Origin of the sequence: Rathayibacter oskolensis, assembly GCF_900177245.1 — a bacterium.
Classification (GTDB): Bacteria; Actinomycetota; Actinomycetes; order Actinomycetales; family Microbacteriaceae; genus Rathayibacter; species Rathayibacter oskolensis.
In genome coordinates this window covers 202,275-227,110 of sequence record NZ_FXBM01000003.1, presented here as the reverse complement: position 1 = coordinate 227,110, position 24,836 = coordinate 202,275, and the positions used below count along the sequence as shown (strand labels likewise).

Below are 24,836 nucleotides of genomic sequence, written 5' to 3'. Positions count from 1 at the left end.
ACCCGGCCCTCGAGAGGATGGTGGATGAGGCGATCAGACCTCGGTGATCTCGACGCTCTCGATGACGACGTCGTCGAGCGGCTTGTCGCGACCATCGGTCGGAACGGAGGACAGCGACTGGACCAGCTTCTTCGACTCCTCGTCGGCGACCGCACCGAAGATGGTGTGCTTGCCCTGGAGCCACGTCGTCGGCGCGACCGTGATGAAGAACTGCGAGCCGTTGGTGCCGCGCCCCGCCTGCTTGCCGGCGTTCGCCATCGCGAGGATGTAGGGCTCGGTGAAGTCGAGCTCGGGGTTGATCTCGTCGTCGAACTGGAAGCCCGGGCCGCCGATGCCCTGACCGAGCGGGTCGCCGCCCTGGAGCATGAAGTCGGGGATGATCCGGTGGAAGACCGTGCCGTTGTAGAGCGGCTCCTTGGTCTTGGCGCCGGTCGCCGGGTGGGTCCACTCGATGTCGCCGGTCGCGAGACCGACGAAGTTGCGGACCGTCTTGGGAGCGTGATTCCCGTAGAGGTTGACGACGATGTCGCCCTTGTTGGTGTGGAACGTCGCGACTGCGGTGTGCAAAGGCATGGGCACATTCTCGCATGGCGCGTATGTAGAGCTCCGCAACGCACGGTGTCAATGCGCTGGGTGCGCGATGCGGACGCCGATCGATGAGTGGCAGTATGTAGGCGTTCGCTGCTCGTAGCCGATGGAGGACCAAGTGGGTCTGTCACGTAAGCACAAGAAGGATCTCAAGCGTCTCCGCAAGAACGCCGAGGCGGTCTGGAGCGAGCAGCAGGAAGTGCTGGCGCACGCCGCTTCCGTTCTCGAGCAGAGCCGTCGTCACGCCACGACCTACGCGAAGAAGGAGGTCGTGCCCCTCGTCAAGGACACGTACCAGTCCCGCGTGAAGCCGGTCTACGACACCGGTGTCTCGGCGGTCGAGGGAACGTACTCCTCGGCCCGCGACGCCTACAAGCACCGGATCCTCCCGACCTTCGCCGCCGTCGGAGGCACTGCCGCCGCGGCGTTCGAGGCTGCGAAGGACTCGAAGAACCGCGCGAAGCTCGCCGAGATCTCCAAGGCGCGCTGGGAGGAGCTCACCACTCCCCCGAAGAAGAAGTCGAACGTCGGCACCGTCTTCGCCATCGGCGCCGCACTCGTCGCCGTCGGCGGCATCGGCTACGCCGTCTGGCAGACGTTCCGCGCCGACGACGAGCTGTGGGTCGCCGAGGACGAGCCGGCGAGCGCTGCCGAGAGCCCGGCGTCGACCGCCTCCTGAGGCTCGGCACCTCTCGAATCTCCGACGGAAGGGCCGGATCCTGCATCGCGGGGTCCGGCCCTGACGCATGTCCGGAGGGTCCCCGTTCCGGGGTTAGGCTGTCGCGGTGGACATCCGGGTAGCCGCCTACGGCGTGATCATCGACGGCGATCGCATGCTGCTCGCGCATTGGAGCCAGGGGCCGTGGGAGGCGTGGACGCTCCCGGGCGGAGGCATCGACGAGGGCGAGTCGCCGGCTGACGCCGCGGTCCGCGAGATCTTCGAGGAGACCGGCTTCCACGCCGAGCTGGAGGCGCTGATCGGCGTCGACTCCCATGTCATCCCGGCGCATCGCCGCAGCGTGCCCGAGGCCGGTCCCCTGCACGCCATCCGGGTCGTCTACCGCGCCCGGATCGTCGGAGGCGAGCTCACCCACGAGGTCGACGGCTCGACCGACGCCGCCGCCTGGTTCCCTCTCGCAGAGGTCGAGGCCCTCGAGCGGGTCGAGCTGGTCGATGTCGCTCTCGGCATGAACGAGGCCTGGCTGCTGCGCTGAGGCCGTGGGGAATCGAGGGGGCGCCGCGAGCGTTCTCCCTCGTGTGATCGTCGAGCTCTACACCTCCGCCTTCTGCGGCGCCTGCCACGCCGCACGCTCGGTCCTCGAGCGGGCCGCCGAGCTGGTGCCCGCCGCCGAGATCCGGGAGTTCGACGTCGCGTTCGAGTCGAGCCGCGCCGAGACGGCCGGCATCCGCTCCACTCCCACCGTCATCGTGCGAGGTTCGGCGGGCGAGCCGGTGTTCCGGGCGGAGGGGGCGCCCTCGCTCCCCCAGGCCCTCTCCGCTCTGGCCCTGGCCCTGCCCGTGGTCGCTGCCGCGCCGTAGGGTGACCCCGGGAGGTCTCATGCGGCATCGCCACCGACAGGTGAGCGCGTCCCTCGTGCTCGCTGCAGCGGCCGCGGTGGCCCTCGCGGGCTGCGCCTCGGAGCCGGTCTCGACCGCGACCGTCGGGTTGGGGCGCGGTGGTCAGTACGCGCGCGTGCTCGGGGTCGTCGTCGTCTGCTCCGGGATCGTCGACGGCCTCGACCTCTCGGCCGACGACCAGGCGCCGCTGAGCATCGGGGACGGCCAACGGCGGATCACGCGGTGGGTCTCCCCCGACGCGGTCAGCGAGCTCGGCGCCACCGACCTCACCGGCAGTACCATCTGGCCGGCGGAGCGCGAGATCGAGCGCTTCGCCCTCGGTGTCGACTACTCGCTCGGTGCCTACGCGGAGGACCGCTCGGTCGTGGCGAGGCCCGTCGTCTTCACGGCGGAGCAGTTCGACACGCTCTCGGTCGGGGAGATCATCATCGGCGACGTCCGCGACGGCACCTCGCAGACCATCTCGGTCGAGAGCTTCCTCGGCCGCGCCTGCGCGGACGCCTGAAGCCGGTGCGGCGCTCCGGTGGATCTCGACACGCCCGCTGCGCGGCTACTCGCGACGACGGTCCGCTGCGAGGACCATCACTCAGAAGCCACTGCCGTGCGGTGACGACACCTGTGGAGCCTGGGAGAATCGAACTCCCGACATCCTGCTTGCAAAGCAGGCGCTCTACCAACTGAGCTAAGGCCCCGTGATCGGCGAGCCGATCAGGAGGGATCCACCGCCGGATGAAGGCGGAGGCGAGAATCGCGTGCCAGCGATTCTCGGCAGCCGACGCGACCCGCTCCGTGGAACGGGCCGCTCCGACAAGCCGACTGCGGAGAGCCGCGCTAGGAGCGGCTCTCGCAATGGGCACCGTGGGGGTACCAGGACTTGAACCTGGGACCTCTTCATTATCAGTGAAGCGCTCTAACCGCCTGAGCTATACCCCCGAAATGGCCAGATGAGACTCTACCCGACGCCGGGTCAGAATCCCAATCGGCCGCTCCGCGACCCTACTGGTTGGTGAAGCCGACCAGGAGGCCGCCGGTGATCTTGACGCTGAGGTTGTAGAGCAGCGCCACGATCGCACCGAGGGCGGTGGTCACGATCGTGTTCAGCACCGCGACGACGACCGCGAAGCCCATGATCTGGGGCAGCGAGATGATCGTGTTGAGGTCGAACGCCTCCGCACCCGCGATGTCCTGGACCAGTCCGTTGACCTCGTCGAACACGCCCGTCTGCGCGAGGACGGTGTAGACGAGGTAGGTGACGACGATCGTGATGATCGCGAGCGTGAGCCCGAGCAGGAACGAGAGCTTCACGGACGACCAGAAGTCGACGTAGACGAGCTTGAGTCTGACCTGCTTGGCCGCCGGGCTCTTTGCGGACTTCTTGGCGAGCTTCTCGGCGACGGTGCTACTCATCTACGGACCCCTCCTCCTCCGACACCGGGTCGGAGTCACCGGACGCCACTGCGGCGTCGGGATCCTCGTCCTGGGCGTCGAGATTGCGTTCGGTGTTCTTGGCGAGTGCGATGATGCGGTCGTCCTCTGCGAATCGTGCGAAGACGACTCCCATGGTGTCGCGACCCTTGGCCGGTACCTCGGCCACGGCAGAGCGTACCACCTTGCCACTCGCGAGGACGACGAGCACCTCGTCGTCCTCTCCGGTGATGATCGCGCCGACGAGATCGCCCCGCTTGTCCTCGAGCTTGGCCACCTTGATGCCCAGGCCACCGCGCCCCTGGAGGCGGTACTGGTCGACCGCGGTGCGCTTCGCGTAGCCGCCCTCGGTGACGATGAACACGTAGCCCTCGTCGCTGACGACGTTCGCGTCGAGCAGGTGGTCGTCGCCTCGGAACGACATGCCCATGACTCCGGAGGTGGAGCGGCCCATCGGACGCAGGGCCGAGTCGGACGCCGTGAAGCGGATCGACATGCCCTTGCGCGAGACGAGCAGCACGTCGCTGTCCTCCTCGACCAGCAGTGCCGAGACGAGCTCGTCGCCCTCGCGCAGCTTGATCGCGATGATGCCGCCCGAGCGGTTCGTGTCGTACTCGGAGAGAGCGGTCTTCTTGACGAGGCCGTCACGCGTCGCGAGGACGAGGTAGCGCGCCGCTTCGTAGTCGCGGATGTCGAGGATCTGCGCGATCTGCTCCCCCGGCTCGAGCGCGAGCAGATTGGCGATGTGCTGGCCCTTGGCGTCGCGGCCGGCCTCCTGCAGCTCGTAGGTCTTGGCGCGGTAGACGCGACCCGTGTTCGTGAAGAACAGCAGCCAGTGGTGGGTGGTGGTGACGAAGAAGTGCTCGACGATGTCGTCGGCCTTCAGCTGCGCCCCGCGCACCCCGCGTCCGCCCCGGTGCTGGGCTCGGTAGGAGTCGCTGCGGGTGCGCTTGAGGTAGCCGCCGCGGGTGACGGTGACGACCATCTCCTCCTCGGGGATCAGGTCCTCGACGCTCATGTCGCCGTCGAAGCCGAAGAGGATCTCGGTGCGCCGGTCGTCTCCGAAGCGGTCGACGATCTCGTCGAGCTCGTCCGAGATGATCGTGCGCTGACGCTCGGGGCTCGCGAGGATCGACTTGTAGTCCTCGATCTCGGCCTGGATGCGGTCGTGCTCGTCGGTGATCTTCTGGCGCTCGAGCGCGGCGAGGCGGCGCAGCTGCATGTCGAGGATCGCGCGCGACTGCACCTCGTCGATGTCGAGGAGCTCCATCAGGCCGTCGCGCGCCTCCTCGACGGTGGGGGAGCGCCGGATGAGGGCGATGACCTCGTCGAGCGCGTCGAGCGCCTTGAGGTAGCCGCGCAAGATGTGGATGCGCGCCTCGGCCTCGTCGAGCAGGTACTGGGTGCGGCGGACGATGACCTCGACCTGGTGGTCGACCCACGCGCGGATGAAGCCGTCGAGCGAGAGGGTGCGCGGGATCCCGTCGACGATCGCGAGCATGTTCGCGCCGAAGTTCTCCTGCAGCGGGGTGTGCTTGTAGAGGTTGTTGAGCACGACCTTGGCGACCGCGTCGCGCTTGAGGACGACGACGAGTCGCTGGCCGGTGCGGCCGGAGGTCTCGTCGCGGATGTCGGCGATGCCGGAGACGCGGCCGTCCTTGACCAGCTCGGCGATCTTGATCGCGAGGTTGTCGGGATTGACCTGGTAGGGCAGCTCGGTGACGACGAGGCAGGTGCGGCCCTGGATCTCCTCGATCGAGACGACGGCGCGCATCGTGATCGAGCCGCGGCCGGTGCGGTAGGCGTCCTGGATTCCGCGCACCCCGAGGATCTGAGCCCCGGTGGGGAAGTCGGGTCCCTTGATGCGCTGGAGCAGCGCCTCGAGGAGCTCCTCGCGCGTCGCCTCCGGGTTCTCGAGCGCCCACTTGGCGCCCGCTGCGACCTCGCGGAGATTGTGCGGGGGGATGTTCGTCGCCATGCCGACCGCGATGCCCACGGAGCCGTTGACGAGGAGGTTGGGGAAGCGCGCCGGGAGGATCGCCGGCTCGCGGGTGCGGCCGTCGTAGTTGTCCTGGAAGTCGACGGTGTTCTTGTCGATGTCGCGGACCATCTCGAGGGCGAGCGGCGCCATCTTGGTCTCGGTGTACCGCGGGGCGGCCGCGCCGTCGTTGCCGGGGGAGCCGAAGTTGCCCTGCCCCAGCGCCAGCGGGTAGCGGAGGCTCCACGGCTGAACGAGGCGGACCAGCGCGTCGTAGATGGCGGAGTCACCGTGCGGGTGGAACTGGCCCATGACGTCGCCGACGACGCGCGAGCACTTCGAGAACGCCTTGTCGGGGCGGTATCCCCCGTCGTACATCGCGTAGATCACCCGGCGGTGGACGGGCTTCAGGCCGTCGCGCACCTCGGGCAGCGCGCGACCGACGATGACGCTCATCGCGTAGTCGAGGTAGGAGCGCTGCATCTCGAGCTGCAGGTCCACCGGCTCGATCTTGTCGTGCCCGTGGATCACGACTCCGGTCTCGGTGACGATGTCCTCGCCCTCGTCGGGGCCGGTGGGGGTGATGGGTTCGTCTGCCATGGTCTCTGGTCTCTCAGATGGTTCCGGTCCCCGGGTCGTGGTCGGGGGCGGTCGCGCTGGGTGTCAGTTGGTGTGGTGTGGAGGGCGAGTGAAGGTCGCTGTCGCGTTCTTGTCGGGGATGCGACCCATTGAGGGTCGCCGTCACGTGTTCGAGGTGGTCACCTGCCGCGGCCGTGTGCCGCGGGGCTGCCGCCTTTCGGATCGCGATGCGATCCGGGCAGCCGCCATGCTGGGGAACTAGATGTCCAAGAAGCGGACATCCTTCGCATTCTTCTGGATGAAGGAGCGGCGGGACTCGACGTCCTCGCCCATGAGGGTCGAGAACACCTCGTCGGCCGCAGCCGCGTCGTCGAGGGTGACCTGGAGCAGGGTCCGCGTCGCCGGATCCATCGTGGTCTCCCACAGCTCCTTGTAGTCCATCTCGCCGAGACCCTTGTAGCGCTGGATCCCGTTGTCCTTCGGCATGCGCTTGTTCGTCGCGGCACCGTGCGCGAGGAGGGCGTCGCGCTCGCGGTCGCTGTAGACGTACTCGTGCGGCGAGTTCGACCACTTGAGGCGGTAGAGGGGCGGCTGCGCGAGATAGACGTAGCCGAGATCGATCAGCGGGCGCATGTAACGGAACAGCAGCGTCAGCAGCAGCGTCGTGATGTGCTGGCCGTCGACGTCGGCGTCGGCCATCAGGATGATCTTGTGGTACCGCGCCTTATCGGGGTTGAAGTCCTCGCCGATCCCCGCGCCGAAGGCGGTGATCATCGCCTGGACCTCGTTGTTGCCGAGAGCCCTGTCGAGGCGGGCCTTCTCGACGTTGAGGATCTTGCCGCGGAGGGGGAGGATCGCCTGCGTCTCGGGGTTGCGACCCTGGACGGCCGAGCCGCCGGCCGAGTCGCCCTCGACGATGAAGATCTCCGAGATCGACGGGTCCTTCGACTGGCAGTCCTTGAGCTTGCCGGGCATCCCGCCGCCCTCGAGGAGTCCCTTGCGACGCGCGGTCTCGCGGGCCTTGCGGGCGGCCATCCGGGCGGAGGCGGCCTGGATCGCCTTGCGGATGATGTCCTTGGCCTGGTTCGGGTTGCGGTCGAACCAGTCGGCGAGCTGCTCGCCCGTCACGCGCTGCACGAACGCCTTCGCCTCGGTGTTGCCGAGCTTGGTCTTGGTCTGGCCCTCGAACTGCGGCTCGCCGAGCTTGATCGACACGACGGCGGTGAGGCCCTCGCGGATGTCGTCGCCCGAGAGGTTCTCGTCCTTCTCCTTCAGGAGGTTGTTGGCGCGCGCGTACTTGTTCACGAGGGTCGTGAGCGCCGCGCGGAACCCCTCCTCGTGCGTGCCGCCCTCGTGGGTGTTGATCGTGTTCGCGTAGGTGTGGACGCTCTCGGTGTAGGCCGTGGTCCACTGCATCGCGACCTCGAGCGAGATGCGGCGCTCGGTGTCCTCGGTCTCGAAGTCGATGATCTCGGAGTGGACGAGATCGGACTTCTTCAGCGAGTTGATGTACTCGACGTAGTCGACGAGGCCCTTCTCGTAGAGGAAGACGTCGGTGCGGGGGCCGGACGTCTCGTTCTCGCCCTCGCCGTCGAACTCGACCTCGTTCTCGTCGGTCAGCGCGATCCGGAGCCCCTTGTTGAGGAACGCCATCTGCTGGAAGCGCGCGCGGAGGGTCTCGTAGTCGAACTCGACCGTCTCGAAGATCTCGGCGTTCGGCCAGAAGGTGATGGTCGTGCCCGTCTCGTCGCTGGCCTCGCCCTCGCTGAGGGGAGCCTCCGGCACGCCGTCCGCAAAGGTCATCCGGTAGACGGCGCCCTGGCGCTTCACCTCGACCTCGAGCCGGCTCGACAGCGCGTTGACCACGGAGGAGCCGACGCCGTGCAGACCGCCCGACACCGCGTAGCCCCCGCCGCCGAACTTGCCTCCGGCGTGCAGCACGGTGAGCACGAGCTCGACGGTCGAGATGCCCTCGGTGGGGTGCATGTCGACGGGGATGCCGCGGCCGTTGTCGGAGACGCGGACGCCTCCGTCGGCGCGCATCACCACCTCGATGTTGTCGCAGTAGCCCGCGAGCGCCTCGTCGACGGCGTTGTCGACGATCTCGTAGACCAGGTGGTGCAGCCCGCGCGGGCCCGTCGATCCGATGTACATGCCGGGGCGCTTGCGCACCGCCTCGAGGCCCTCGAGGACCTGGATCTGGTTGGCGCCGTAGTCACCGGAGGACTTGGTCGACATGCCCGAGGAGGGGCTGGCGGAGCCGGTCGCGTCCAGGTCGTTCGCTGCGGGTGACGTGGAGTCGGTCGGCTCGGATGTCATAGCTGTTGAGTTCTCCTCTGACGGTCCGTCGCGGCGCGCGCAGCGATCTGGAGATCTCCTGCGGGGGAGGCGTCGCTGCGGTTCGGCGGCCCTCCATTCTACCGCGTGCGGGGTCGGTCCGAGGCGCTGGGAGGCGATCTGAAGCCCGATTCTCTCGCGGTCGACCGAAAATGCGTCCTCAGCCGTAGGTATCGCGCGGACCACGCCCTGGAATCGACCTGGGGCCCTTTTTCCAGTTCGGGGCGTCGGGCCCCTGGAAACGGATCGAGGAGATGCCCGCGTCGGGGTGGTTCACCGCGATGTGGTTCATGATCTCGATCCGCATCAGCCGCAGCTGCGTCGACCACGCCGTCGACTCGCACGCGACCGTCAGGACCCCGTCGACGACGCCGAGCGGAGTCGAGTGCTTCGCGGTCTCCTCCCCCGCTATCGCGGTCCACGACGAGATCAGATCGCCCTGCGCCAGCGGAGTCGTCCAGCCGAGCTTCTTCGTGAGCCCGTCGAGCACGTCGCCGAGATCGTGCGGGTCCCGGCCCTTGCCGAACGGGGCGGCGTCGCCTCGGGGTTCCGCACGCTCCACGGTCTTCCGGATGCGTCGCGGGCCGTCCCCGCCGAACACCTCCCTGAGGTGCCGGTAGACCCGGGCCGCCTCGGAGTCGGCAGCGGGGGATCCCCGCCGGGTCGGCTCAGGCACGGTCCGGCTCCTCCGGGGCGCCGTCAACGGCCGCGATCGCCGGGTCGGCTGCAGCGGGCTCGTCCGACGCGACGATGCTGCCCGCCTCGATGCGCACGGTGTGGGCGGCGAGAGCCGGGGGGACGTCGTCGAGCACGGCCGCCGTGATCAGCACCTGCTCGTAGTCACCGACCACGGAGGCGAGGCGCTCGCGTCGCCGCGCATCCAGCTCGGCGAAGACGTCGTCGAGCATCAGCACCGGATCGCCCATCGGCGAGTCCCGGCGCAGCAGCTCGGCCGCACCCAGCTTCAGGGCGAGGGCGAACGACCAGCTCTCGCCGTGACTGGCGTAGCCCTTGGCCGGCAGGTCGTTGAGCTCGAACTGCACGTCGTCGCGGTGCGGACCGACGAGCGAGATGCCGCGATCGAGCTCGCGGCGGCGCACCGAGGTCAGCGCCGTGGCGAATCCGGCGGCGAGGGCTGCGGAGTCGGCGGACGACGGGGCGGAGTCGGTCGCGTCGACGGGCTCGCCGTCGTCGTCGACCGCCCCCTCGATGCTGAGACGCGGGCGGAGGAGCGGCCGCTGGTCGGCGCCGGCGACGGCCTCGTAGGCCGCGCGGACCGGGACGGACAGCTCCTCCACCAGCGTGAGCCGCGACAGCATGATCTCGGAGCCGAGCGCGATAAGGCGCTCGTCCCAGATGTCGAGGGTGCCGAGCTTGGCCGTGTCGCGGATGCCGCTCGCCCTCGCCGACTTGAGGAGCGAGTTGCGCTGGCGGAGGACGCGCTCGTAGTCGGACTGCACCGCGCTCATCCGCGGCGATCGGAGCACGACCAGCTGATCGAGGAAGCGCCGGCGGGCCGATGGGTCGCCCCGGATCAGGAGCAGATCCTCGGGAGCGAAGAGGACGCTCGAGAAGAAGCGGGGCAGCTCGCGCGGCTTGATGCCGCCGCGGTTGATCTGCGCGCGATTGGGGGAGGAGCGGTTGAGCTGCACCTCGGCCAGCAGCTCCCGCTCGCCGTTCCGCAGCCGCGCGCGGATCACGGCGCTGTCGCGGCCGGCGCGGATGAGGGCCTGGTCGGTGGAGACCCGGTGCGATCCGAGAGTGGAGAGGTAGCCGAGCGACTCGACGAGGTTCGTCTTGCCCTGCCCGTTGCGCCCCACGAACAGGTTCGGCCCCGGCACGAGCCCGACATCGACGGAGGCGTAGTTGCGGAAGTCGCTCAGCGCCAGCTGCGTCACCTGCACGTCGCCACCTCCTCCACTCCTCCGGCCGCTGCCGATCGGACCTCCCCCGGTCCACGCCTGTCCAGCAGCGTGCCCCCGCACATCCGACCTTCTGGTGCCGGTAGGTCTCGAGACGCCCGCTGCGCTACTCGACCAGCATGCAGGGCGAGCGGGCCGGAACGTCCGACTCTCCGACCCGATGGGTCTTCCGTCAGATGGGGCAGCCTCCCTCAGGGATAGGCGGCCGTAGGCCCGCCGACGCCGTGAGAGCATCCCTTGTCTCACGGTGGCGGCGGGCCGTAGGTCGCCGTTCGGAACCGGCTCTCCGGGACGTCACCCTCTCGAGAAGCCGACTGCCGTGAGGACTGGCGCAGTCAGTCCGGACCGGTGGACTCAGTCCACCGCTTTGACGGAGTGCCCGCCGAACTGGTTGCGGAGTGCCGCGACGGCCTTCATCGCGGGGGAGTCCTCCTGGCGCGAGACGAAGCGCGCGAAGATCGAGGCGCTGATCGTGGGCACCGGGACGGCGTTGTTGATCGCCTCCTCGATGGTCCAGCGGCCCTCGCCGGAGTCCTGGACGTAGCCCTCGATGTTTTTGAAGTCCGGGTCCTGCTCGAGCGCGCGCACGAGGAGCTCGAGCAGCCAGGAGCGGACCACGGTCCCGCGCTGCCACGCCTTGAACGTGCCGGTGACGTCCTTGATGATGTCGTCGCGGGTCTCGAGGAGCTCGTAGCCCTCGGCGAACGCCTGCATCAGCGCGTACTCGATGCCGTTGTGGACCATCTTCGCGTAGTGGCCGGCTCCGACCTCTCCCACGTGCACGAAGCCCTCCTCGCGGGGGCCCTCGGGGCGCAGCGCGTCGAAGACGGGCATGGCGTACTCGACGAGCTCCTTCGGGCCGCCGACCATGAGGCCGTAGCCGTTCTGCAGGCCCCAGACGCCGCCGGAGACACCGGCGTCGATGTAGTGCACGCCCTTGGGCTTGAGCAGCGCGTCGTGCTTGAAGTCCTCGGTGAAGCGCGAGTTGCCGCCGTCGATGACGAGGTCGCCCTCGCTCAGCTTCTCCGACAGGTCCTTGACGACCGCGTCCGTGATGTCTCCGGCGGGGACCATGACCCAGACGATGCGGGGAGCGGGGATCGCGGCGATCATGTCGTCGAGGGACGCGGCGTCGGACACGTCCGGGTTGCGGTCGTATCCGGTCACCTCCACCCCCTTCTCACGGAGGCGGGAGCGCATGTTGTCGCCCATCTTGCCGAGTCCGACGAGTCCGATGTGCATGGTGAACCTTCCTGGAGTTCGATGTCCGGCGGGCGGGCGCTCGTCGGGAGCGGGTCGGTCGCGACGGTGCGAGCGGAGCAGCGGGGCTTCAGCGCAGGAGCAGGTTGGGCTGGAGCAGGTAGCGGTAGCTGTCGGTGCCCGGCTGGTCGCGGGACGTCTGGGCGGTGATGAGCACAGGACCGGGCTTGTTGGGGTTCTCGGTCTTCGTGAACGCGATCCGGACGAACTCGGAGTGCACGGCGGCGAGCCCGTCGAGCAGGAACTGCGGCTTGAGCGAGACGACCACGTCGGTGCCGGTCACGATCGCGTCGATCGTCTCGGAGGCCTGAGCCTGCTCGGATCCGATCGCCTCGAGGGTGAGCCCGTCGCTGCTGAAGCTGAAGCGCAGCGCGGCCTCGCGCTCGAGCACCAGTGAGACGCGACGGGTGGCCTCGATCAGGTCGCTCGTCGCCATCACGGCGTAGTTCTCGACGGAGGCGGGGAAGAGCCGCTTGACGGGCGGGAAGTTGCCCTTGATGAGCAACGAGGTGACGGTCTTGCGGTCGGCGGTGAAGGCGATGAGCTCGCGCTCGTCGCGGTTCGTGATCGCGACGGACACGATGCCCGAGTGGCCGAAGGTCTTGCCGACCTCCTGCAGAGTGCGTGCCGGCACCAGAGCGGTCAGGGGCGAGGCGGGGGCGGGGTTGTCGCCGTTGTCCCAGTCGATCTCGCGAACGGCGACGCGGTAGCGGTCGGTCGCGACCAGCCCGATGGTGTTCTCGGTGATCTCGAGCTGCACCCCGGTGATGACCGGGGTGACGTCGTCGCGCGAGGCGGCGACGGCGACCTGCGAGATGGCGGCCGCGAAGGCGTCGGCGGGGACGAGGCCCGTGGAGGCGTCGATCTCGGGGATGCTCGGATACTCCTCGACCGGCATCTGGAGGAGGGTGAAGTGCGCGGAGCCGGCCGAGACCGAGACGCGCGACTCCTGGGTCGAGACGCGGACGGGAGCGTTCGGCAGGCGGTTCGCGATGTCGGCGAGGAGCCGGCCCGAGACGAGGATCGTCCCCGTCTCCTCGACATCGGCGGCGATCTGCGTCTGCGCCGAGACCTCGTAGTCGAAGGACGACAGGGTCAGCCCCTCGGTGGTCGCCTCGATGAGGACGCCCGAGAGGATCGGCAGGGTCGTGCGCTGCGGGAGCAGCTTGACCGCGAACGACACCGCCTCGCTGAAGACATCGCGGTTGGCTTGGAACCTCACGAGAACACCCCTGACGAGTCGTGGACGAAGACCGACGCCCATCGTACTCGTCAGCGTTGCCGCGCCCGGAAGCGGTGCGGCCGGTGCTCGGCTCGGGCTCTGTGGAGAGGTTGTCGTTCGCCCCTGATTAAAGAGAGAACTGCGTTAACAGTGTTAACACGTGTGGAAACTGTGGAAAACCCTGCGGGCCCCTACTCCGGACGGGGATGCGGACCCCACCGCTCTGTGGAGGAGGTGTGAGCGCGTCGGTGGACGCCCTGGGGACAGATCGACGGCGCGGGTCGGGGTTCCACAGGCGGGGGCTCTCGGCGCACAGATCTCGGCCGGTTGTCCACAGTTATCCACAGGTTCCTCACACGTGTGGAAATCGACGGAATCCGTTCGATCCGTCGAACGCTGCGCGTGTCGGAGGCGCGGGGCGGAGGGACTGCGGGTCTCGGCACGCCGCTGCGCGACTACTCGGCCAGCGGAGACTGCGCGGTTCTTAGACCGGCCGCGGAGCGGACGACACGGATGCCGTGCCTGCTGGTCGAGCAGCCGCCGCCGGCGGGTATCGAGACCCGCCCGCCCGACGAGGGACGGCTAGCGGTTCGTCTTGATGCGGGTGGTCAGCTCCGTGACCTGGTTGTAGATGCTGCGGCGCTCCTTCATGAGCTCCGAGATCTTCTTGTTCGCGTACATCACCGTGGTGTGGTCGCGGTTCCCGAACAGCTGGCCGATCTTGGGCAGCGACAGGTTCGTCAGTTCGCGGCAGAGGTACATCGCGATCTGGCGTGCCGTGGCGACGGCCTGCGAGCGGGAGGAGCCGTACAGGTCGTCGACGGTCAGCTTGAAGTAGTCGGCGGTGTGATTGATGATGTCGACCGGCGAGATGACGTTGTCCTCGTCGAGCGTGATCAGATCCTTCAGCACCGTCTGAACGAGCGACATGTCGACCGGGGTGCGGTTGAGGCTCGCGAACGCGGTGACGCGGATCAGCGTCCCCTCGAGCTCGCGGATGTTGCTCGACACCTTCGACGCCATGAACTCGAGGATGTCGTCGGGAACGAGCAGCTTCTCGCTGACGGCCTTCTTGCGGAGGATCGCGATGCGCGTCTCGAGGTCGGGCGCCTGGACGTCGGTGATCAGACCCCACTCGAACCGGGAGCGCATGCGGTCCTCGAAGCCGGTCAGGGCCTTCGGCGGCAGGTCCGAGGTGATCACGACCTGCTTGTTGTGGTCGTGCAGCTGATTGAAGGTGTGGAAGAACGCCTCCTGCGTCTCCGCCTTGCCCTGCAGGAACTGGATGTCGTCGATCAGGAGGATGTCGACGTTGCGGTAGCGCCCGTGGAACGCGTTGCCCCTGTTGTTCGCGATCGAGTTGATGAAGTCGTTCGTGAACTCCTCCGACGACACGTACCTGACCCGGATGCCCGGGTAGAGGCTCATCGCGTAGTGGCCGATGGCGTGGAGGAGGTGCGTCTTGCCCAGCCCGGAGTCGCCGTAGACGAAGAGCGGGTTGTAGGCCTTGGCGGGGGCCTCGGCGACCGCGACCGCGGCGGCGTGCGCGAAGCGGTTGGAGCCTCCGATGACGAAGTTGTCGAAGCTGTACTTGGGATTGAGGCGCGTGTCGGTCGCGGGCACGGTCCGCAGCTCCTCGACGACGCGGATCGGGGTGACCGCCGCCGACGACCCGGTGATGGGCTCGAACGGGTTCATCGACTCCGAGGCGGAGGGCGAGCTCAACGGCTCGTGCTCGATGTCGGGATTCACCACGAAGGCGAAGGTCGACACCCCGAAGGAGTCGTCGAGCGTGCCGATGGCGCTGAGGAGAGGGACCCGGACGCGCTGCTCGAGCATGCCGCGGGTGAACTCGTTCGGGACCTCCAGATAGAAGGTGCCCGCCATGATCCCCTTGGGCTCGACGAGCGAGACGAACCCGTAGAGCGGAGCGGTGATGCGCTCGTCCTGCGAGAGGGCTCCGAGGATCACGTTCCAGGCGTCGACCATCGACGTGTCGTCTGCCATCTGTCCTCGGTCCTCGTCGCTGTCGACATCCTGGTCGCCGGTGGGGCGTCGTCCGCGACTGCGGACCCGCGTCTCTCTCGCGGTGATCCGGCTCCTGCCGGAGGCGGACTCCGTGCGCCGACTCGGTCGGACACGGGAGTGGTGCGGTGCGCGGGCCGACCGGTCGGTGGCTCGATCCATGCACAGGGTTATCCACCGGCTCGGCCCGATTCCAGCGCGGACGCGGGTCGGGGCCGTTCGTACCTGTGGATAACTGCGGCTCAACACGGTAACGAACGGAGCCGATGGGAGACAAATCCACCACAGCGACTCCCGCGTGTCAATGCGCGGAACGCGCGACGCCGCATGCAGAATCGAGGTTTCGCCCGTCCCACATTTGACCGCCGGGAGAACAGGCCGTAGTTTTAATCAGTTGACGCCTGCCCGGAGTCGCGCGCCCGTTCCTCACGGATCGAGCCGAGTCGAAGCCGGGCACCCCTTCTTCCCGGGAGACCGGAGCCCCCGCCACCGCGTGGGCCCCGCTGGGCCCGCGGAACACCCACGTGGAGATTGAACTATGAGCAAGCGAACCTTCCAGCCGAACAACCGCCGTCGCGCCAAGGTGCACGGCTTCCGCCTGCGTATGCGCACGCGCGCCGGCCGTGGCATCCTGAGCGCTCGTCGCGCCAAGGGGCGCACCGAGCTCTCGGCGTAGCCGAGCGATCCGTCCAGCGGTGCTGGCCAGAGCGAATCGCATCGTCCACGGAGGCGAGTACCGGACTGTCGTCCGTCGCGGTGTGCGGTCCACGGGACCGCACACCGTCACGTATGTCCGGAAGACCTCCGGGTCGACTCCGGTGCGATTCGGTTTCATCGTGGCCAAGACCGTCGGATCGGCGGTGACGCGGAACACCGTCCGCCGCCGCCTCAAGGCCGTGGCCTTCGAACTCGTGTCGCAGGTCGATCCCGGGACCGACGTCGTCATCCGCGCGCTGCCCGGCAGTGCCGACGCGTCGTGGCCGGAGCTCCGCGAGGAGGTCGTGACCGCGGTGTCGCGGCCGGCCCGCTCCGCCGGGCGTCGAGCATGAGCTCCGTGACGCTCGACGCCGCATCGCGGATCCCGTCGTGGCTCGTCCGCATCGGCTGGGGGATCCTCCTGCTCCCGCGCAACGTCGGCGTCCTGCTCCTCCGGGTGTATCGAGCCGTCGTGTCGCCTCTCTACGGCGACGTGTGCCGCTACTACCCCTCGTGCTCCGCGTACGCGCTGCAGGCGGTCCAGCTCCATGGGCTCGTCCTCGGCTCCGTCCTCGCAGCTCGCCGGCTCCTCCGCTGCCACCCGTGGGCGGCCGGCGGTGTCGACGACGTACCGACCTCGATCCCCCTGCACCGACCGGCTTCCGGCCGGAGCCGCTTCGCTGTCACGCGATTCGGCTTCGTCGTGAGTCCTCGAAAGGACTGACCCCCACCCATGGACCTCCTCGGCACGATTCTCTGGCCACTCAAATGGGTGGTCGAGCTGATCCTCGTCGCCTTCCATCAGCTGCTCACCCTGACCGGCCTGGAGGCGGCCGCCGGCATCACCTGGGTGCTGGCGATCGTGGGCCTCGTCCTCGTCATCCGCGCCGCCCTGATCCCGATCTTCGTCAAGCAGATCAAGAGCCAGCGGCGGATGCTCGAGGTGGCACCGCAGCTGAAGAAGATCCAGGACAAGTACAAGGGCAAGCGCGACCAGCTCTCCCGCGAGGCTATGTCGCGCGAGACCATGGAGCTCTACAAGAAGACGGGCACCAACCCGCTCGCCTCGTGCCTCCCGCTGCTGATCCAGATGCCGATCTTCTTCAGCCTGTTCTCGGTGCTGAACGACGCCCAGCGGAGTGAGGCCGGCGTCGGGCCGCTGAACGACACCCTCGCGCGTCAGTTCGGCGAGGCGAACCTCTTCGGCATCGCACCGCTGCATCAGTCGATCCAGGGCGCCCTGCAGGAGGGTGGCCAGGAGCTGGTCGTCGTCATCGCCGTCATCATGGTGATCCTGATGACCGCGTCGCAGTTCATCACCCAGCTGCAGATCGTCTCGAAGAACATGTCGCCCGAGGCCAAGGCCTCGCCGACCTTCAAGCAGCAGCGCATCCTGCTCTACATCCTGCCGCTGGTGTTCGCCTTCTCGGGCTTCGCCTTCCCCCTCGGCGTGATGTTCTACTGGCTGACCTCGAACCTCTGGACGATGATCCAGCAGTTCGTCGTCATCCGGAACATGCCCACGCCCGGCAGCGAGGCGGCGAAGGCCCGCGAGGAGCGCCTGCGTCGGAAGGGCAAGCTCGTCGAGGAGACGACCGACTCCGGAGAGACCACGCTCGTCGAGAAGAAGGCCGTCCAGCGGCAGCAGCCCGTCGGCAAGAACCGCTCCAAGAAGCAAGCCGGAAAGAAGTAGACCCGACATGACCGATTCGACGCAGACGATCACCGACGGCCACGGGCTCGCAGCCGAGCCCGTGCAGCGTGACGAGACCGTGCAGACGGATCCGCCGGTCGCCGAGCAGCGGGTCGAGAATCCGCCGTCGACCCTCTCGCAGCTCGAGGAGGAGGGCGACGTCGCCGCCGACTACATCGAGGAGTTCCTCGACATCTGCGACCTCGACGGCGACATCGACATCGAGGTGCGCAACGGTCGCGTCTACCTGTCGGTCACGGCGTCGGGTGACACCAATCTCCGGGTCCTCTCGCGTCCGGACGCCGTCCAGGCGCTCCAGGAGCTGACCCGCCTCGCCGTCCAGACGAAGACCGGCGCGTTCTCGCGCCTCATCCTCGACATCGGCGGCTCCCGCGACGCTCGCGAGGCCGAGCTCGCGCAGCTGGTCGACCGCGCGATCGAGCGGATCGAGGAGGGCGCCACGTCGGCCTCCCTCCCGCCGATGTCCTCGTACGAGCGCAAGCTCGTGCACGACATGGTGGGCGAGCGCGGGTTCGTCTCGGAGTCGCGGGGCGAGGCGCGCGAGCGTCACACCGTCATCACCCGCGGCTGACCCCGTGGAGCCGACCCTCGAGCCGGAGCCCGCAGTAGCCTCCGTCATCGCGGGGGAGCGGTTGCCGCTGCTCCGTCGCTTCACGCGGTCGCTCGCCGACCAGGGCGAGGAGCGCGGCCTCATCGGCCCGCTCGAGCTGCCGCGGCTGTGGACGCGTCACGTGCTCAACAGCGCCCTGGTCGCCCCTCTGCTGCGTCCGGGAGTGGTCGGCGACGTGGGAAGCGGTGCGGGCCTCCCCGGGCTCGTGCTGGGCATCCTGCGGCCGGATGTGCGGTTCGTCCTGATCGAACCGATGGAGCGCCGTGTCACCTGGCTCCATGAGCAGATCGAGGGTCTCGAACTCGAGAATGTCTCGGTTCTCCGCGCGCGAGCCGAGGAGGTCGAGCTGCCGGAGCCGCTCGATCAGGTGACGGCCCGCGCGGTCAGCTCACTGTCGAAGCTCATCCCGATCACCGCGCCGCTGCTGCGATCGGGAGGCGAGCTCGTCCTGCTCAAGGGGATCAATGCGGAGAAGGAGATCGACGCAGCGGCGAAGCAGATCCGCCGGTTCCGTCTCTCTCCGCCCGAGGTGATCGTCCTGGGCGACGGCGTGCTCTCCGAGGCGACGCGGGTGGTCCGAGCTACAGTGGGTTGATCGCTCCGGCCTCGCGTGAGATTCGAGAATCCGCCGACGTCGGTATCCGCGGTCCTGCTGCCCGATCCATCCGCTGAGCGAAGGTTTCACGTGAAACATCCCGATCCTGCCGCAGTGCCCGGCGGATTCGACTCCTCGACGCCCCTTGCCCGCGAGATCGCGGACATGACGCGGCGACGTGCGCTCCTCGCGGCCGAACCGCTCCCCAAGCCGGAGTCGACGCGGGTCATCACGATCTCGAACCAGAAGGGCGGCGTCGGGAAGACCACGACGACGGTGAACCTTGCCGCGGGTCTCGCTCGGGGTTCTGCCAAGGTCCTCGTCATCGACCTCGATCCGCAGGGCAACGCCTCGACGGCACTCGGCATCGAGCACCGCGCCGAGACGACGAGCGTCTACGACGTGATCGTGAACGACACTCCGCTCGCCGACGTCGTCCAGAAGAGCCCCGAGTTCGACACTCTCTACGGAGTGCCGGCCACGATCCACCTGGCCGGCGCCGAGATCGAGCTCGTGTCCCTGGTCGCGCGCGAGCAGCGCCTCCGACGGGCACTCGATCGCATGCTCGACGGGATGGACGAGCCGTTCGACTACGTGTTCATCGACTGCCCGCCATCGCTGGGCCTTCTGACGATCAACGCTTTCGTGGCCGCCCGGGAGGTCCTCATCCCGATCCAGTGCGAGTACTACGCGCTGGAGGGGCTGAGCCAGCTCCTCAAGAACATCGACCTGATCGAGCGCCACCTGAACCCGAACCTCGGAGTGTCGACGATCCTGCTGACGATGTTCGACGGGCGCACCAACCTGTCGCACCAGGTCGCCGCGGAGGTGCGCGAGCACTTCCCCAAGGAGGTCCTGAAGGCCGTGATCCCCAGGAACGTGCGGATCTCGGAGGCTCCGAGCTACGGACAGAGCGTCATCAGCTACGACCCGCAGTCGTCGGGTTCGCTGGCGTATCTCGAAGCGGCGGCAGAGATCGCCCGCCGCGGCGCACGCTCCGTCGTCGCAACCACGAAGGAAGGCGAGGCACGCTGATGGCCACCAAGCGAACCGGGCTCGGCCGCGGGATCGGCGCACTGATCCCGACGGGAGACGACACGCGATCGCGTCCGGTCGATGTGTTCTTCCCCGACATGAACGCCGACGCTGAGCAGTCGGACGAGCTGCTCCAGGTTCCCGGCGCACGGCTGGCCCGGCTGCCGCTTGACGAGATCGTCCCGAACGCCGCTCAGCCGCGGTCGGTGTTCGACCAGGACGATCTGGCCGAGCTGGTGCACAGCATCAGTGAGTTCGGAGTGCTGCAGCCCATCGTGGTGCGGCCCATCACGGGTCGCGGCGGGGCGAAGTACGAGCTGGTGATGGGGGAGCGCCGCTTCCGCGCCTCGAAGGCGGCGGGTCTCGACACGATTCCCGCGGTCGTCAAGGACACCGCCGACGAGAACATGCTGCGGGACGCGCTCCTCGAGAACCTGCATCGAGCCGAACTCAACCCCCTCGAGGAGGCGTCCGCCTACCAGCAGCTGCTGAGCGACTTCGGCATCACCCAGGAGGCGCTCGCGACGCGGCTGGGGCGTTCGCGCCCGCAGATCTCGAACACGCTGCGTCTGCTGCGGTTGCCCGCCGACGTGCAGGCACGGGTGGCGGCCGGTGTGCTCAGCGCGGGGCATGCTCGAGCAGTGCTATCGCTCGACGACGTCGAGCTGATGCGGCGCCTGGCGGACAAGATCGTGAACGAGGACCTGTCCGTCCGAGCGGCGGAGGCGGCCGCGGCTCAGCTCAAGGCGCCGCGCTCGACGAAGCGGGAGACGCAGGAGGAGCCGGGCGGTCACGCGGGACACCTCAGCTCGGTGGCGGATCACCTCGGCGACCGGCTCAACACCCGGGTCAAGGTCACGCTGGGCGCCCGCAAGGGTCAGATGGTCATCGACTTCGCGAGCATTCAGGACCTGAACCGGATCCTGTCCGAGATCGGCGAGCCCACCGAGGTCTCACTCGCGCCGTAGGCCTCGATGTTTCACGTGAAACATCGGGTTTGACCGGGCCGATGGCCAGAGAACGCCTCAGTCACGCGTGCCTGGATCGTCAGAAGGTCGGTCTCGATGCGCCAACTCACGGCTACTCGACCAGCGAGTGCCGGAGCCGGGCTGACACTGAAGAGCGAGCTGACGCGGGCTGACATCCGGTGATCGAGTGGCCCGCAGAGGTGACGTATGCCTGGCCCGAATTCGAGATCAACGCCACGAGCGATGTTTCACGTGAAACATCGGCGGGGTCACGCGCTGGCTGCGAGCTTCGCGAGGGTGGAGTACACGTCGCCGAGGTAGCGGCCCGAAGCCTCGATGGCCTGAGGAACGAGTGACGTCTCGGTCATGCCGGGCAGGACGTTCGCGTCGAAGAACCACGGGACACCCTCGCCGTCGACGATGAAGTCGATGCGGGAGAGGTGGCGCAGGCCGAGGAGGTCGTGGATCGCGACCGCGACACGGGAGACCTCGCTCAGCACCGACTCCGGGAGTCGCGCGGGAGTGTAGAAGCGGGTCTCACCCGCGTTGTACCGCGCCTCGAAGGTGTATCGGCCCTCGACCGGCTCGATCTCGACGGGAGGAAGCGCGAAGGCACCGTCACCCAGGTCGAGGACACCGACAGACACCTCGGTGCCGAGGATCTGCTGCTCGATGAGCACGACCTCACCGTAGGTGTAGGCCTCGACCATCGCGCGGGGGAGCTCACCGGAGGCGGAGACGACGCTGACACCCTGGGCAGAGCCGCCCTGAGCCGGCTTGACGACCAGCGGGCCCGGCAGGTGCGCCTCGACCTGCTCCAGGATGCCTGCGGCCCCGAGCTCGCGGAACGTCTCGCGCGGGAGGGTGATCGACCTCGGAGTGGCGAATCCGGCGCGCTGCACGAGGGTCTTCGCGGTCGGCTTGAACCAGGCGAGCCGTGCGGCATCGGTACGAGACCCGACGTAGGCGAAGCCGGCTGCCTCGAGGAGGCCCAGGAGCGCGCCGTCCTCGCCACTCGCTCCGTGCACGGCGGGCCACACGAGATCGGGCCGGTGTGCGAGGAGGTGCGACAGCAGGTTCGCGTCCGGCTCGCGGTGCGAGACGCGGTGACCCATCGCCGACAGGCGGTCGGCCACGCGGCGCCCGGACCGCAGCGACACATCCCGCTCATGGCTGATCCCACCGCTGATGACGACGATGTCGAGAGTACGATCGAGGACGGAGAAATCAGTCATGATCAGGCCTTTTGTGTTCGATCTTCTCGGCGCGGAGGGGTCAGGAGATGTTCGGCGGGAGGGCGCTGTCGCGCTCGTCGACCTCGACGGCCCTCATCGACCCGGTACCGGCGAAGGTCGACAGCAGGTCGAGCTCGCCGTTGATGACGGTGGCGAGCCTGCGGATGCCGTCGCCGATCCGCTCCGGCGTCGGATAGCAGAACGAGAGTCTGATGTTCTGACGGCCGTCGCCGTTCCCGTAGAACGCGGTTCCGGGGGTGTAGGCGACCAGCTCCTTCACCGCGCGGGGGAGCATCGCCTTGGAGTCGAGCTCGTCCGGCAGGGTGAGCCAGACGTAGAAGCCGCCGTTCGGGTTCGTCCAGGAGAGCGCGGGCAGGTGGGTCTGCAGTCCGCGCAGCATCGCCTCCTTGCGCTCCCGGTACACACCGCGGAAGGTGTCGATCTGACCGCGCCAGTCGGCGGTCTCGAGGTACTTCGAGATCACGAGCTGGCTGAAGGAGGAGGGGCTGAGGACGGCCGCCTCGTTGGCGAGGATGAGCCGCTCGCGGATGGCATGCGGAGCGAGTGCCCATCCCACGCGGAAGCCCGGGGCCAGGGTCTTCGAGAACGTGCCGAGGTAGATGACGCCGTCCTCCTCGAGCGATCGCATCGCCTTCGGCGGGACGTCCTCGAAGTAGAGCAGCCCGTACGGGTTGTCCTCGAGGACGAGGATCCCTTCGGACTTGCAGATCTCGAGGATCTCGACGCGGCGTTCCCACGAGACGGTTACCCCGGCGGGGTTGTGGAAGGTGGGGATCGTGTAGAGGAACTTGATCGTCTTGCCGGCGGCCCGCACCCGCGTGATGTGCTCGCGCAGCGCGGCGGGGATGAGGCCGTGCTCGTCCATCGGCACGTGCTCGATCTGCGCCTGGTACGAGCGGAAGATGACCATCGCGGTCACGTAGCTCGGCCCCTCCGAGAGCACGACGTCTCCGGGGTCGAGGAAGAGCTTGGAGACCAGCTCCAGAGCGTGCTGGGATCCGGTGGTCACGACGATGTCATCGGCGCTGGCCGAGATCCCCTCGAGGGCCATCACCTCGAGGATCTGCTCGCGGAGCACGGGGACTCCCTGCCCGGAGCCGTACTGGAGTGCCACCGGGCCCTGCTCGCGCATCACGGACTCGATGGCACCGGTCACGAGGTCCTGAGGGAGCGCGGAGACGAACGGCATCCCGCCGGCCAGCGACACGACCTCGGGGCGGGAGGCGACGGCGAAGAGGGCGCGGACCTCGCTGGCGGCCAGGCCGGCGGTGCGCTCGGCGTAGGAGTCGTACCAGGGGTCGAGATTGGTTCCGCGGTTGGTCACGATGGGTCGCTTCGCTCGGGGGACGGGGTGCCCGGGTGTCGGCTCCGGGTCTGTCCACTGTACCGGCCGGGTCGGCGAGGACGCCGGGAGAGGGGAGCGCCACTCGGGGAGTGGTGGATCGGGGGACCCCCATACGCGCCGCGCGCTAATCGACCAGCGGAGAGGGTCCGGACGGTGGGTTGCTCCTCCGTTTCACGTGAAACGCGGCATGGGACGACGAAGCCCCCGCATCCGGAGGGACGCGGGGGCTTCGACCGTGATCAGAGGATCAGAGGAAGGCGGCGAGGTCGGCCTCGAGAGCCGGCTTCGGCTTCGCGCCGATGACGGTCTTGACCACCTCACCCTTCTGGTAGACCTTCATCGCGGGGATCGACGTGATCTGGTACTTCGCCGCGGTCTGCGGGTTCTCGTCGACGTTGAGCTTGACGATCTCGATCTTCTCGCCGTGCTCGGCGGAGATCTGGTCGAGGATCGGCGAGACCATGCGACACGGTCCGCACCACTCGGCCCAGAAGTCGACCAGAACGGTCTTGTCGGAGTCGAGGACGTCGGTCTGGAACGACGCGTCGGTGACGCTCTTAGCGGTGGACATGGCGGTTTCTCCTTCGTGAGTCGGTCGTGCCGGCTCGATCGTGGGTAGTTGAGTCAGAGTGCGAGCAGCTCGGCGTGCGGCGTGCCCTCACTCGACGCGGTGCCGTCGGCGAGCGAAGCGAGGTAGTGCTCCGCGTCGAGGGCTGCGACCGTTCCGGAGGCGGCGGCGGTGACGGCCTGACGGTAGGTCGGGTCGATCACGTCGCCCGCGGCGAAGACGCCGGGAACGGAGGTCTGCGACGAGCGGCCGACGACGGCGATGTTGCCATCGGTCGTGAGGTCGAGCTTGCCGTGGACGACGTGCGTCCGCGGGTCGTTGCCGATCGCGATGAACAGGCCGTCGAGCTCGAGGTGGGACTCGGTGCCGGCGACCGTGTCGCGCAGCTTCACGCCGTTGACGTGGCTCTCGCCGGTGATGCCGATCACCTCGGAGTTCCAGATGAACTCGATCTTCTCGTTGTCGAAGGCGCGCTTCTGCATGACCTTCGAGGCGCGGAGCGAGTCCTTGCGGTGGATGATGTAGACCTTCGCGGCGTGCTTGGTGAGGAAGGTCGCCTCCTCCATCGCGGAGTCGCCCCCGCCGACGACGGCGATCGTCTTGCCCTTGAAGAAGAAGCCGTCGCAGGTGGCGCACCATGAGACACCGTGTCCCGAGAGACGCTCCTCGTCGTGGAGACCGAGCTTGCGATAGGCGGAACCCGTGGCGACGACGACCGTCTTCGCCTCGATGCTCTCTCCCGAACCGAGGTGCACGGTCTTGACCTCGCCCTCGAGATCGAGCGAGGTGACGTCGTCGTAGAAGGTCTCGGCGCCGAACTTCTCGGCCTGCTTCTGCATCGAGGTCATCAGCTCCGGGCCGAGGATCCCGTCGGGGAAGCCGGGGAAGTTCTCGACGTCGGTGGTGTTCATCAGGTCGCCGCCGATCTCGACCGACGAGGCGACCACGACGGGGTTCAGCTCAGCGCGTGCCGCATAGATGGCGGCTGTCCAGCCGGCGGGGCCGGATCCGATGATGACGATGTCGCGCACGGCAACTCCTCGAGGTCTGTGCTGAGCGATGGCTGTTCGGTGATCCGCACGGGGTGCGGAGCGTGGATCCGGCGCTCTGTTCTCTCCCGGCTCCGAGGTCTACA

Annotated in this window: 25 protein-coding genes and 2 tRNA genes; 12 read left to right on the top strand and 15 right to left on the bottom strand. The window is 68.1% G+C overall.

Translation table 11 applies throughout. The annotated features are described in order from the left end of the window. Window positions 1-33: 33 nt before the first annotated feature. Entirely contained in the window at window positions 34-573 is a 540-nt protein-coding gene (locus B9Y99_RS16125) for a peptidylprolyl isomerase (protein ID WP_085477645.1), read from the bottom strand. 133 nt (window positions 574-706) lie between these two features. Between B9Y99_RS16125 and B9Y99_RS16120 the strand changes: the two genes are divergently transcribed. The 4 genes from B9Y99_RS16120 to B9Y99_RS16105 all read left to right on the top strand — a co-directional run bounded on the left by B9Y99_RS16120 (window position 707) and on the right by B9Y99_RS16105 (window position 2,671). Continuing rightward, window positions 707-1,267, top strand: coding sequence for a hypothetical protein (locus B9Y99_RS16120; RefSeq protein ID WP_085477644.1), 561 nt, complete (start codon window positions 707-709; stop codon window positions 1,265-1,267). A 106-nt stretch (window positions 1,268-1,373) separates the two neighbouring features. After that, on the top strand, window positions 1,374-1,802 hold the full coding sequence (locus B9Y99_RS16115; protein ID WP_085477643.1) for an NUDIX hydrolase: 429 nt from the start codon (window positions 1,374-1,376) through the stop codon (window positions 1,800-1,802). A 43-nt stretch (window positions 1,803-1,845) separates the two neighbouring features. Further along, window positions 1,846-2,127, top strand: coding sequence for a thioredoxin domain-containing protein (locus tag B9Y99_RS16110; RefSeq protein ID WP_129588086.1), 282 nt, complete (start codon window positions 1,846-1,848; stop codon window positions 2,125-2,127). A gap of 40 nt (window positions 2,128-2,167) precedes the next feature. Next, window positions 2,168-2,671, top strand: a complete 504-nt coding sequence (locus B9Y99_RS16105; protein WP_085477641.1) for a hypothetical protein — start codon at window positions 2,168-2,170, stop codon at window positions 2,669-2,671. 114 nt (window positions 2,672-2,785) lie between these two features. On the opposite strand, the gene B9Y99_RS16100 is transcribed toward B9Y99_RS16105, so the two are convergent. The 10 genes from B9Y99_RS16100 to dnaA all read right to left on the bottom strand — a co-directional run bounded on the left by B9Y99_RS16100 (window position 2,786) and on the right by dnaA (window position 14,776). After that, window positions 2,786-2,858, bottom strand: a tRNA-Ala gene (locus B9Y99_RS16100). Between the two features lie 167 nt (window positions 2,859-3,025). Next, window positions 3,026-3,099: transfer RNA gene (locus tag B9Y99_RS16095), tRNA-Ile, on the bottom strand. A gap of 63 nt (window positions 3,100-3,162) precedes the next feature. After that, on the bottom strand, window positions 3,163-3,573 hold the full coding sequence (locus tag B9Y99_RS16090) for a DUF3566 domain-containing protein (RefSeq protein ID WP_085477640.1): 411 nt from the start codon (window positions 3,571-3,573) through the stop codon (window positions 3,163-3,165). Beyond that, window positions 3,566-6,169: a DNA gyrase subunit A gene (gyrA, locus tag B9Y99_RS16085; RefSeq protein ID WP_085477639.1), complete on the bottom strand. Its 2,604-nt coding sequence runs from the start codon at window positions 6,167-6,169 to the stop codon at window positions 3,566-3,568. Before gyrA ends, B9Y99_RS16090 begins: the two co-directional genes overlap by 8 nt. A 237-nt stretch (window positions 6,170-6,406) precedes the next feature. After that, window positions 6,407-8,467, bottom strand: coding sequence for a DNA topoisomerase (ATP-hydrolyzing) subunit B (gene gyrB, locus B9Y99_RS16080; RefSeq protein WP_085477638.1), 2,061 nt, complete (start codon window positions 8,465-8,467; stop codon window positions 6,407-6,409). 178 nt (window positions 8,468-8,645) lie between these two features. Continuing rightward, on the bottom strand, window positions 8,646-9,161 hold the full coding sequence (locus B9Y99_RS16075) for a DciA family protein (protein ID WP_085477637.1): 516 nt from the start codon (window positions 9,159-9,161) through the stop codon (window positions 8,646-8,648). Next, a complete protein-coding gene (gene recF / locus B9Y99_RS16070) occupies window positions 9,154-10,389 on the bottom strand; it encodes a DNA replication/repair protein RecF (protein WP_085477636.1) in 1,236 nt (411 codons plus the stop codon). Before recF ends, B9Y99_RS16075 begins: the two co-directional genes overlap by 8 nt. Before the next feature lie 372 nt (window positions 10,390-10,761). Next, a complete protein-coding gene (gnd, locus tag B9Y99_RS16065) occupies window positions 10,762-11,649 on the bottom strand; it encodes a phosphogluconate dehydrogenase (NAD(+)-dependent, decarboxylating) (RefSeq protein ID WP_085477635.1) in 888 nt (295 codons plus the stop codon). 88 nt (window positions 11,650-11,737) lie between these two features. Next, entirely contained in the window at window positions 11,738-12,889 is a 1,152-nt protein-coding gene (gene dnaN / locus B9Y99_RS16060) for a DNA polymerase III subunit beta (protein ID WP_085477634.1), read from the bottom strand. A 582-nt stretch (window positions 12,890-13,471) separates the two neighbouring features. After that, the gene (gene dnaA / locus B9Y99_RS16055) at window positions 13,472-14,776 is read right to left on the bottom strand and encodes a chromosomal replication initiator protein DnaA (protein ID WP_425298493.1); all 1,305 of its coding nucleotides are present in this window, start codon (window positions 14,774-14,776) and stop codon (window positions 13,472-13,474) included. A gap of 676 nt (window positions 14,777-15,452) precedes the next feature. Between dnaA and rpmH the strand changes: the two genes are divergently transcribed. The 8 genes from rpmH (at window position 15,453) to B9Y99_RS16015 (ending at window position 20,532) form a co-directional block, all read left to right on the top strand. Beyond that, window positions 15,453-15,590: a 50S ribosomal protein L34 gene (rpmH, locus tag B9Y99_RS16050; RefSeq protein WP_055784512.1), complete on the top strand. Its 138-nt coding sequence runs from the start codon at window positions 15,453-15,455 to the stop codon at window positions 15,588-15,590. Between the two features lie 19 nt (window positions 15,591-15,609). Next, window positions 15,610-15,963, top strand: a complete 354-nt coding sequence (gene rnpA / locus B9Y99_RS16045; RefSeq protein ID WP_085477632.1) for a ribonuclease P protein component — start codon at window positions 15,610-15,612, stop codon at window positions 15,961-15,963. Between the two features lie 5 nt (window positions 15,964-15,968). After that, complete coding sequence (gene yidD / locus B9Y99_RS16040) at window positions 15,969-16,334, top strand: membrane protein insertion efficiency factor YidD (protein WP_244275002.1); 366 nt, start codon at window positions 15,969-15,971, stop codon at window positions 16,332-16,334. 9 nt (window positions 16,335-16,343) lie between these two features. Next, the gene (yidC, locus tag B9Y99_RS16035; RefSeq protein ID WP_085477630.1) at window positions 16,344-17,303 is read left to right on the top strand and encodes a membrane protein insertase YidC; all 960 of its coding nucleotides are present in this window, start codon (window positions 16,344-16,346) and stop codon (window positions 17,301-17,303) included. A gap of 7 nt (window positions 17,304-17,310) precedes the next feature. Further along, window positions 17,311-17,895 (top strand): Jag family protein, encoded by a 585-nt coding sequence (locus tag B9Y99_RS16030; RefSeq protein WP_085477629.1) that lies wholly within the window; start codon window positions 17,311-17,313, stop codon window positions 17,893-17,895. 4 nt (window positions 17,896-17,899) lie between these two features. Next, entirely contained in the window at window positions 17,900-18,529 is a 630-nt protein-coding gene (rsmG, locus tag B9Y99_RS16025; protein WP_085477628.1) for a 16S rRNA (guanine(527)-N(7))-methyltransferase RsmG, read from the top strand. Between the two features lie 90 nt (window positions 18,530-18,619). Then, window positions 18,620-19,564, top strand: coding sequence for a ParA family protein (locus B9Y99_RS16020; protein WP_085477627.1), 945 nt, complete (start codon window positions 18,620-18,622; stop codon window positions 19,562-19,564). Next, window positions 19,564-20,532 carry a ParB/RepB/Spo0J family partition protein gene (locus B9Y99_RS16015; protein ID WP_085477626.1) on the top strand — a complete coding sequence of 323 codons (969 nt, stop codon included), beginning with the start codon at window positions 19,564-19,566 and terminating at the stop codon, window positions 20,530-20,532. Before B9Y99_RS16020 ends, B9Y99_RS16015 begins: the two co-directional genes overlap by 1 nt. Before the next feature lie 269 nt (window positions 20,533-20,801). Here B9Y99_RS16015 and B9Y99_RS16010 read toward each other — a convergent pair whose 3' ends face one another. From B9Y99_RS16010 to trxB, 4 genes are all read right to left on the bottom strand, one after another. Beyond that, complete coding sequence (locus B9Y99_RS16010) at window positions 20,802-21,767, bottom strand: D-alanine--D-alanine ligase family protein (protein WP_085477625.1); 966 nt, start codon at window positions 21,765-21,767, stop codon at window positions 20,802-20,804. Between the two features lie 40 nt (window positions 21,768-21,807). Next, window positions 21,808-23,112, bottom strand: a complete 1,305-nt coding sequence (locus B9Y99_RS16005) for an aminotransferase-like domain-containing protein (RefSeq protein ID WP_085477624.1) — start codon at window positions 23,110-23,112, stop codon at window positions 21,808-21,810. 268 nt (window positions 23,113-23,380) lie between these two features. Next, window positions 23,381-23,704, bottom strand: a complete 324-nt coding sequence (gene trxA, locus B9Y99_RS16000; RefSeq protein WP_085477623.1) for a thioredoxin — start codon at window positions 23,702-23,704, stop codon at window positions 23,381-23,383. Window positions 23,705-23,757: 53 nt separating this feature from the next. Continuing rightward, window positions 23,758-24,732: a thioredoxin-disulfide reductase gene (gene trxB / locus B9Y99_RS15995; protein ID WP_085477622.1), complete on the bottom strand. Its 975-nt coding sequence runs from the start codon at window positions 24,730-24,732 to the stop codon at window positions 23,758-23,760. Window positions 24,733-24,836: the final 104 nt, after the last annotated feature.